The 8,644-nt window shown below is 67.8% G+C and carries 7 protein-coding genes, 1 pseudogene and 1 CRISPR repeat array; of the genes and pseudogenes, 2 read left to right on the top strand and 6 right to left on the bottom strand.

Translation table 11 applies throughout. The features are described 5' to 3' along the window. Nucleotides 1–584 precede the first annotated feature (584 nt). A pseudogene (locus tag MJ777_RS23295) lies at nt 585–884 on the bottom strand (radical SAM protein); the annotation flags it as partial. Continuing rightward, nucleotides 868–1,599, bottom strand: a complete 732-nt coding sequence (locus MJ777_RS21095) for a hypothetical protein (protein ID WP_239377555.1) — start codon at nt 1,597–1,599, stop codon at nt 868–870. The gene MJ777_RS21095 and the pseudogene MJ777_RS23295, both read right to left, overlap by 17 nt. Nucleotides 1,600–2,410: 811 nt before the next feature. Here MJ777_RS21095 and MJ777_RS21090 point away from each other — a divergent pair. Together MJ777_RS21090 and MJ777_RS21085 are read left to right on the top strand one after the other, a co-directional pair. After that, the gene (locus MJ777_RS21090; RefSeq protein ID WP_239377554.1) at nt 2,411–3,760 is read left to right on the top strand and encodes a helix-turn-helix transcriptional regulator; all 1,350 of its coding nucleotides are present in this window, start codon (nt 2,411–2,413) and stop codon (nt 3,758–3,760) included. A 6-nt stretch (nt 3,761–3,766) separates the two neighbouring features. Beyond that, nucleotides 3,767–4,294: an NUDIX hydrolase gene (locus MJ777_RS21085; RefSeq protein ID WP_239345806.1), complete on the top strand. Its 528-nt coding sequence runs from the start codon at nt 3,767–3,769 to the stop codon at nt 4,292–4,294. Nucleotides 4,295–4,580: 286 nt separating this feature from the next. Then, nucleotides 4,581–4,968: a CRISPR direct-repeat array (repeat unit 28 nt; unit sequence GCAGGAACTTTCCGAGTCGGATTGAAAC). A gap of 158 nt (nt 4,969–5,126) precedes the next feature. On the opposite strand, the gene MJ777_RS23290 is transcribed toward MJ777_RS21085, so the two are convergent. From MJ777_RS23290 to MJ777_RS21070, 4 genes are all read right to left on the bottom strand, one after another. Then, entirely contained in the window at nt 5,127–5,528 is a 402-nt protein-coding gene (locus MJ777_RS23290; protein WP_370652800.1) for a hypothetical protein, read from the bottom strand. 30 nt (nt 5,529–5,558) lie between these two features. After that, nucleotides 5,559–5,822 (bottom strand): hypothetical protein, encoded by a 264-nt coding sequence (locus tag MJ777_RS23285; protein ID WP_370652799.1) that lies wholly within the window; start codon nt 5,820–5,822, stop codon nt 5,559–5,561. Next, nucleotides 5,819–7,126 carry a glycosyltransferase gene (locus MJ777_RS21075; protein WP_239377553.1) on the bottom strand — a complete coding sequence of 436 codons (1,308 nt, stop codon included), beginning with the start codon at nt 7,124–7,126 and terminating at the stop codon, nt 5,819–5,821. The genes MJ777_RS23285 and MJ777_RS21075 overlap by 4 nt, the downstream gene beginning before the upstream one ends. 103 nt (nt 7,127–7,229) lie before the next feature. Beyond that, nucleotides 7,230–8,644: HAMP domain-containing sensor histidine kinase (locus MJ777_RS21070; RefSeq protein ID WP_239377552.1), on the bottom strand; the 1,415-nt coding region annotated here is incomplete at its 5' end.

Genomic DNA, 8,644 nt, shown 5'->3' with positions numbered 1-8,644 from the left:
TCCACATAAATAGTCGAAATGCCTCTATATCTGTCGCACGGCAGGAACTTTCCGAGTCGGATTGAAACCGGGCAGTGTTGAATAGCAGGTTGGCTGCCGCAGTCGCACGGCAGGAACTTTCCGAGTCGGATTGAAACTCAACAAAACATATGTACGTTGGCTTTGAGCGTCGCACGGCAGGAACTTTCCGAGTCGTGACCCCATCCGATGCTGCCGGTGATCTATACCGGGGCAGTGGATGGGTGTTGCGACTCCGGTCCGTGAGCAGCGAGCGATCCATGATCGGCGCGTGTTTGTCGTTGTGTACGGTTTTTACCCGGATCGGCGTGCCTAACAACAAACATGCGCCGATCATGATGGCAATCAATGCTGGCCGGCCGCATTTTTCCTGCTGTCAGGTCACGTATTGTCACGTGAGCTACGTTCAAGTAAGAGTGTCCGGCAATAGGGGTGTGGGTCAGGGAGCGGGGCTGGGGTGCGTGCATCGCGAGGCGGCGGAGAGAGTCACCGGAGGTGGTGGGTGGTGACCGACGAGCCGGGGTACCTGTGCATCGCGCAGTGATGGACGGGGAGCGATGACGCGAGGCGCTTACCTCATAGGTAGGGGCCAGCAGGTTGAAGCCGGCCCAGCGCGGCCCGAGGCGGTCCACGAGCTGGGACGTTTCCTTGACGCCCAGGCCCAAGGCTTCGGCGTCGAGGATGCCGACATTGAATCCCTGGGCGGCGGCGTAGGTGGCGATATAGGCCATACCCAGCACGGGCAACGTGAAGTCGTTGACTCGGGGGCGCAGGCCGTAATCGCGGAGCGGCGCGTTGATAAAGATGGCGTCGAGGGGGTGGTTTGGGTTGGCGCCGCGGACGGCGGCGTCATCCGATGTCTCCATGGCGTGATCCCCAGGCGAGGGTGAGAAGCGTAAGCGTGGAAAGGTGTTCTCCGGCCAGATGCCGCCACTGGGCGCCGAAGGCGCGTTCGTTATGGAACCAGTGATGCGAAGGAGTAGCGCGCCCCGCCCACGTACGTACCGCCAGATCGGCGTAGGGGTACAGGCCCCAGTCGTTCGTGTAGTCGGCCACGGCCGCGCCGGCCGTCCACGGGCCGATGCGCCGCACGCTTTGCAGTTCGTCAACCAGGGCGGGCCAAGACAGGCGGCTCCAGGTGGTGCCGTGCTCCACGTAGGCCGCCGCGGCAGCCTGCAAAGCCGGCCGCTTGAAGGCCAAGCCGATTTCAGTAAACTGCACGTCGGTCAGACTGAGGACTGTTTCGGCTGTAGGAAAGAGGCTGTAGAAATCGCCGTCTGGCAGCGCCACCCGCTCGCCGTGGACCGCACACAGTGCCCGGAATAGCTTCTTGGACTGCCCCGCCCGGATGACCTGGCGCAGGATGCCGGTGGCCAGAGCCTCCCACAGCGACGGATTGCGCAAGCGTCCAACCAGGCCGAGGCCGGTCAGCTCCTTCGCCAGGGCCGGCACTTCATCGGCCGCGCCGTCCGGCAAGCTGAACACGTCGGCACCCGACTCCGCAGCCTGTCCGCTAAGGCCGGTGAGAGTGAGCCGGTCATTTTCGACCTGGGCCAGCACCAGGCCGTCCGGGACGGCCAATACTCGCCGGGCTCCTTTTTCGGTCGGCAGCCAGGCGGGTATTCGGTCATCCAGCGATCGGCGGTGAGCATGGCAGCGAAACTCCAAGATGGGGAAGCGTACATAGCGATCATTGGCAACGCTAGTATCTCATGGGCCACTCCGGGGAAGGTGGGCATCTAGGTTCCGTAGGCCGCTCATACCCATTCCAAAACCGCCAGATCATCAAAGAACCGCGCCGTATCAGTTCGGGCGACGGCGGGACGACGATACGGCAAATCAGGCGCTGGGGGTTCGACACAGGGCCGAGGTGGGAGCCTCAATCTGGCACCACGTCACCTTGCCCTGGCCGATGGGGGATGGATAGTAGGCGGCGGCCAGGCTCAGGGCCTCGACAATATGAAGGCGTGCTTGGTGAGCTGGTCGGTGAGCCGGTCAATTTCGGCTTCGTCCGCGTGTTCCAGGCTGATATACCCGTACACCGGAGCCGGCCCGCTCTGAGGTGCGCAGCCGGGCGAGCGCAACCGTGTCTGGCCCGGTAGCGTCAGCAGGTCTCACCGTGATGTTTGGTCCGGGGTCGGGTCCGTCCATGGCTTCCTCCGTTTAAGGTCATGCCGTCTGGCTGACGCCCGAGGCCGGGGAGATGGCCTCGGTCCGACCTCGGGCGCCCTGCGTGTCAGCGTGAGCGGCCCCAGCGGGGGCGACCATGCCGCCTCGCGTATGACGGCCATACATCCGGCCGCCGGGACTCCACCCGTCGGTGACGGACCAGGACTTACACTGCTCCGTAGCGCACCGGGATGACCACGAGCGGGGGCAGGTCGGACGAAACATGGACGCCGCACCGGCCCGCTACTGCCAGACCTGTGGGAGCCGCTTGGCCCGGGACAACGCCGGGTCCGCGTGCGGTCCGTGCGAGCGCCGCCAGCACCAGCGCCACTCCCAGCCCCCGACGGTGCCGGCCCACTTCTGGCAGACCGATCAACTTCGGGACGCCTTCGCAGCCCAACATATGGGGCTGGTTTCGGCGGCCTACCGGCTCAACCCGCACCACCGGCGGCCGATCAGCCAGGAGCGTCTGGGAAGCTGGCTCGGTCTGACGCAGGCCCAGGTGAGCCGAATCGAGAGCGGCCCGGCGATCCGGGACCTGGACCGGCTGACCCACTGGGCTCGGACGCTGGGGCTTCCTCCTCACCTGCTGTGGTTCGATCTGCCTGGCCGTCCCCGCGGAGTTCCGGCAACGCCCACGGTCTGGCCGGACGGCGGCCTCGTGGCCGCACCGTTTGCAGGCGGCAACACCCTGGAGACCATCCGCGCGGCGGCATTGGCCTTCCGGGCGGCGGACCGCCAGATGGGCGGCGGCCGGCTGTACCCCGTGGTGGTGCGCTTCATCCAGACGGAGGTAGCCCCGCAACTGGTCGGGCACCAGCACCCACCGTCGGCGATGTTCTCGGCGGCCTCGTCGCTGACGGATCTGGCCGGATGGCTGGCCTACGACGATGAGCGCGGCGACCTCGCCGCCCAACACTTCGTCCAGGCATTCGGGCTCGCCACGGCCGCCGCAGACCAGGCGCTGAGTGCCCAAGCCCTGGTCAGCCAGAGTCACCTAGCCTTGGAACATGAGCGACCGCGCGACGCCGTCCGGCTGGCCGATGCTGGCCTGGCGCTGGTGCCCGACGACCCGGACTGCGGCGCACTCCGAAGCCGCTTGTACGCCATGAAGGCCCGGGGAAGTGCCCTGGCTGGTACGCGGCCGGATTGTCTGGCCGCCCTGTGGGACGCGGAGCAGGAACTTGCCCGCGCTGTGGCCGCCGGTCACGAATGGCTCAGCCCGTTCGACGAGGCGGCGCTGGCAGCCGAAACGGCTATCTGCCTGCGCGACTTGGGCGACCTGAACCACGCGGAGCGTCAGGCCCGGCGGGTACTGGAGCTGCGCACACCGGACCGCGTACGAAGCCGGGCCTTCAGCAACCTGACCCTCGCCACGGTGCATCTGGATCGCGGCGACCTGGGCGGAGCCTGTGAGGCCGGCGACCAGGTGCTCGGCGCGACAGCGCAGCTGGCATCAGACCGCGTCGTCGGCCAGTTGCGTGCCTCTTGGGCCGGCGGCTGGCGCCGTCCCGACCGTGACGGCTTTCCTCGGCCAGGTTGCCGCTGCCCTACCGGCATCCCGGAGCGCTGAGGTGTCGTGAGCATCGAGCGGGAATGGGAGGCCAGTTACGCCGGCCGCGACCCCGCCGAGTTCGCTCACCTGGCCGAGGGCAACGCCCGCCAAGCCCGCAAGCGGGTGTCCGCCGATGCCCTGATCCGCGATGACACCGGCCGCATCCTGCTGGTGGACCCGACGTACAAGCCGGACTGGGACCTGCCCGGCGGCATGGCCGAGGCCAACGAACCCCCGCGCGAGGCATTGCGGCGGGAGCTGAAGGAAGAACTGGACCTTGACTCCCACGTCGGTGACCTGCTGTGCGTGGACTGGGTGTCACCGCACGGACCGTGGGACGATCTCTTGGCTTTCGTCTTCGACGGTGGCACGCTGTCCGCGAACCACGCCCGAGGTCTCCACTCCGTGGACCCGGAGCTGGCCGCTGTCCGCTTCTGCACGCCGGATGAGGCCGCCCGCCTCCTGCGGCCCTACGTCTGGCGGCGGGTTCAGGCCGCCCTGGCTGCCTTCGCCGATGGGGGCCTCCGCTACCTCCAGGATGGGCACGGCTGACCTGGGCTGTTTCGCCTCGGGCCGTTAGGATCTTGTTTCTTGGGTTGCCCTGGCGAGGTTCCGAGGGGTCGATGCGTGTGGCTGTCAAGCGGTTAAACCTTGATCGACATCCAGAACCTCTGACACGCCGACAAAACGGGGAGGTTCTGGCAAAGATCGATATCTCTGTGACCTGCATAAACGTAAACGATCAATCTTTTGGATCAGTTTATCCACAGCCCCTGTCGGGAGGTTCTGGAAGGATCTTGCAAACCCGCAGCTCAGACCCCCCAGGATCGGTGGTACTGTCGCACAGCAGGAACTTTCCGAGTCGGATTGAAACTTGTGTTTCCTGCGGCTGGTTCGGACTCGGTGATGTCGCACAGCAGGAACTTTCCGAGTCGGATTGAAACCCTGCCCATGCTTGAACTTCTCGGACATATAGTTGTCGCACAGCAGGAACTTTCCGAGTCGGATTGAAACCACATTATCATCACCAGCCCCGCCGTCAGGAGGAAGTCGCACGGCAGGAACTTTCCGAGTCGGATTGAAACAGTCGGAACCCCAGTAGGCGTTGTGCAGTCGCCGGTCGCACGGCAGGAACTTTCCGAGTCGGATTGAAACTGCCCGCCACCTCGAGGGAGCCGGCTCGTGCCCCTGTCGCACGGCAGGAACTTTCCGAGTCGTGACCCCATCCGACGCTGCTAGTGATCTATACCGGGCAGTGGATGGGTGTTGCGACTCCGGTCCGTGAGCAGCGTGCGATCCATGATCGGCGCGTGTTTGTCGTTGTGTACGGTTTTTGCCCGGATCGGCGTGCCTAACAACAAACATGCGCTGATCATGATGGCAATCAATGCTGGCCGGCCGCATTTTTCCTGCTGTCAGGCCACGTATTGTCACGTGATCTACGTTCAAGTAAGAGCGTCCGGCAATAGGGGTGTGGGTCAAGGAGCGGGGCTGGGGTGCGTGCATCGTGAGGCGGCGGAGGGAGTCGCCGGAGGTGTTGGGTGGTGACCGACGAGCCGGGGTACCCGTGCATCGCGCGGCGATGGACGGGGAGCGATGACGCGAGGTGCGTGCCCTGGCCCCGCGACGCCGCGTCCCCTATTGCCGGGCGCTTGAAGTTGGACGAGTCGAAGGAGCCGAAGAAGAAGGCCTTCCAGCTTTTCGTGCCGGCCTGGACCGCGGCGGCGTAGAAGTCGTTGGCGTTACCGGACGCACCGAGGTCCCACAGGTAGAGAACGGCGGTCACGGCGAGCAGAGCCAAGAGCGTGGGCCGGGTTCATCCCGGGTCGAGCGGGTGTCCGCGTAGCCCGCGGCGCAGCCTGGCCGGCGGCCGCTCGTCGGTGTCACGATGGGGCTCTGCACCCGGATGCGCTCCTGGCGGGCTGCTCGTGGGGAGCAGGGTCGAGGTGGACACAGGCGTTTCTCCAGTCCGGACGTGGTCTGTGATGTGGTCAGCGGTGTCAGCGGTGTCAGCGGTGTCAGCGGTGTCGGTGATGTCGCTGTTGATGCGGCGGGCGCGGCTGGCCGCCGCCGTGGTCACAGCCGCTGGCGGTGCGGGTGGAAGACCCAGGCACGCAGCAGCAGGAAGCGCATGACCGTTGCGGCGAGGTTGGCGGCGACCAGGATGCTCAGTTCCAGCAGCCGGCCGGGATGATCGGCCAGCGCGCCCAGGGCGGCCAGCGCCCCGCTGGTGAGCCCGAGTCCCAGAACGAAGACGACGAGGCCCTCGAGCTGGTGGCGGCCGGCTCCCGAGCGGCCTCGTACACCGAAGGTCAGCCGCCGGTTCGCCGCGGTGTTCGCGACCGCGGTGAGCGCCAGCGCGAGCAGGTTCGCGGCCTGGGCGCCGGCCAGGCCGCGCAGCAGCACGTACAGCACCAGGTAGGCCGCGGTGCTTGCCAGCCCTACGCCGGTGAACCGCACCAGCTGTCTGGGCAACCCGACCGGCACACCGGGGACAGCCGGTTCCAGCGGCGCACGGCCGAGCTGGCGGCGCAGGTCACGCACGGGCAGCGCACCGCTGGCGAGGGCACGCCCGAGCCGGGCGACGCCTTTGAGGTCGGCCAGCGCGGTGGCCGCGATGTCAACGCGGCTGTCGGGATCGTCGATCCAGTCGACCGGGACCTCATAGATGCGCAGCCCGGACCGTTCGGCGAGGACGAGCAGCTCCGTGTCGAAGAACCAGCCGGTGTCCTCGATCAGCGGCAGCAGCCGCGCGGCGACGTCGGCGCGGATGGCTTTGAACCCGCACTGGGCGTCGGAGAAACGGGCGGCGAGCGTGCCGCGCAGGATGAGGTTGTAGCAGCGGGAGATCACTTCCCGCTTCGCGCCTCGGATGACCCGCGAGTTACGTGCCAGCCGGGTCCCGATCGCGAGATCGGAGTGCCCGGAGATCAGCGGGGCGACCAGCGGTAGCAGCGCCGCGAGGTCGGTGGACAGGTCGACGTCCATGTAGGCCAGCACCGGAGCGTCAGAGGCCGACCAGACCGTGTGCAGAGCGCGCCCGCGGCCTTTCTGGTCAAGGTGGATGACAGTGACCTCGGCGATGGCGGCCTGGAGCGTCTCCGCCACGGCGAGGGTCGCGTCGGTGCTGGCGTTGTCCGCGATCGTGATCCGGAAGGGGTACGGGAAGGTCCTGGTCAGGTGCGTGTGCAGGCGGCGTACGCAGGGCTCCAGGTCGGCCTGCTCGTTGTGGACGGGAATGACCACGTCCAGCACTGCCGCGGGATGGGTCGCCAGAACGGGCCGGCGGGCGGCTGGAAGGGGCTCGCCGGCCGGCCGTGGGGTGTTTCTACCAGGTGCGTTTCTACCAGGTGCGTCCTGCGGGGTGGAGGTCACGGTGGGCATGGAATCTACAGTCGCTCCGGGAGCTGTCGGCTCTTTGTGCCGAAGCTGTGTCTTTCCTGTGAGCCTGTTCGTGCCTGCCAGGCGTGTCTGGCAGGCACGAACGTCAGCGCCTGCCGTGGGCTGACGGCCGGCCACCGGTGACCGTGCCGCTGGCCAGCGGGACCGCGGCCGGCACGTGCGTGGGCAGCCGGACGATAAACGCCGTCTGACCAGGACGGCTCGTTACTCCTATGCTGCCGCGGTGGGCGGTCACGACGGCGTTGACGATGGCCAGCCCCAGCCCGGTGCTGCCGGCCGCGCGGGAACGGGAACCGTCACCGCGGGCGAAGCGCTCGAACACGGATGGAAGAAGATCCGCCTGAATGCCGGGCCCGTCGTCGAGGACGGTGAGCACAGCAGGACCGGGGGAGCGGGCGTGCAGGCTCGCGGTGACCATTGTGCCGGGCGGGGTGTGGGTCCGGGCGTTGGCGAGCAGGTTGGCCAGCACCTGATGCAGGCGGGCCGGGTCGCCGGTGACGATCACCGGCTCGTCGGGCAGGTCGAGTTGCCAGCGGTGCTCGGGGCCGGCGGCATGGGCGTCGCTCACCGTGTCCACGACAAGCCGGGAGAGGTCGACCGGCGCGGCCTCGAGGGGACGCCCGGCGTCCAGCCGAGCGAGCAGCAGCAGGTCCTCGACCAGGCTGGTCATCCGGGTCGCTTCGGATTCCACCCGGCGCAGCGCGTGGGCGACGTCGGGGGGCAGCTGGTCGCGGTCGCGGCGGGTGAGTTCGGCGTAGCCGCGGATGGCGGCCAGCGGGGTCCGCAGCTCGTGGCTGGCGTCCGCGACGAACTGGCGGACCTTCATCTCGCTGGCCTGGCGCGCCGCGAGCGCCGCGCCGACATGGCCGAGCATGCTGTTGAGCGCGGCTCCGACCTGCCCGACCTCGGTACGCGGGTCGGTGTCCGCTGCCGGGACGCGCTCGGCCAGGGCGACCTCGCCGCGGTCCAGCGGAAGCTGGGTGACCCGCCTGGCGGTGGCCGCCATGCGTCGCAGCGGGCGCAGGGTGAGCCGGACCACGACCGTGCCGGCGAAGCCGGCCAGGAGCAGCCCGGCCCCGGCGACAGCGGCTCCGACAGCCACCAGCTGGTACAGGGTCGCCTGGACGGGGTGCAGCGGCAGCCCGGTGATGAGCACGGCGCCGTCCGGCATCCGGCGGGCGATCAGCCGGAACTCCCCGTTGCCGCCGATCGTGCGGGTATGCGGATGTTCGTCGGCCGGCACCTCGGTCAGAGCCGTCGCGCTCGCTGTGTCCAGGGGCGCAAGCGAGCCATCATCGTTGATGATTACGGAGTCGGTGACCGTGCCGGCCACCAACCGGGCTCCGAGCGTGCCCGCGGACTGGCCCCGCGGCAGCAGGAAATCCGGTGGGCGGGCGGCGGTGTACGGGTCGACCAGGCTGTTCTGAGGCCTGTCGAAGGCCTTCTGGGAGCGGGCGACAGCGGCGATCAACTGGCCGTCGAGGCGTCCCACCAGATAGT

The organism is Protofrankia sp. Cj5, from assembly GCF_917627405.1.
Taxonomy (GTDB): Bacteria; Actinomycetota; Actinomycetes; order Frankiales; family Frankiaceae; genus Protofrankia.
The sequence above is the reverse complement of the archived record's forward strand: the minus strand, read 5'-3'. Positions and strand labels throughout refer to the sequence as shown.

What these genes read in the sequence shown, in the direction of transcription:
- MJ777_RS21090 (WP_239377554.1), top strand. Translation starts at nt 2,411, where the DNA reads ATGGACGCCGCACCGGCCCGCTACTGCCAGACCTGTGGGAGCCGCTTG.
- MJ777_RS21075 (WP_239377553.1), bottom strand. Translation starts at nt 7,126, where the DNA reads ATGCCCACCGTGACCTCCACCCCGCAGGACGCACCTGGTAGAAACGCA.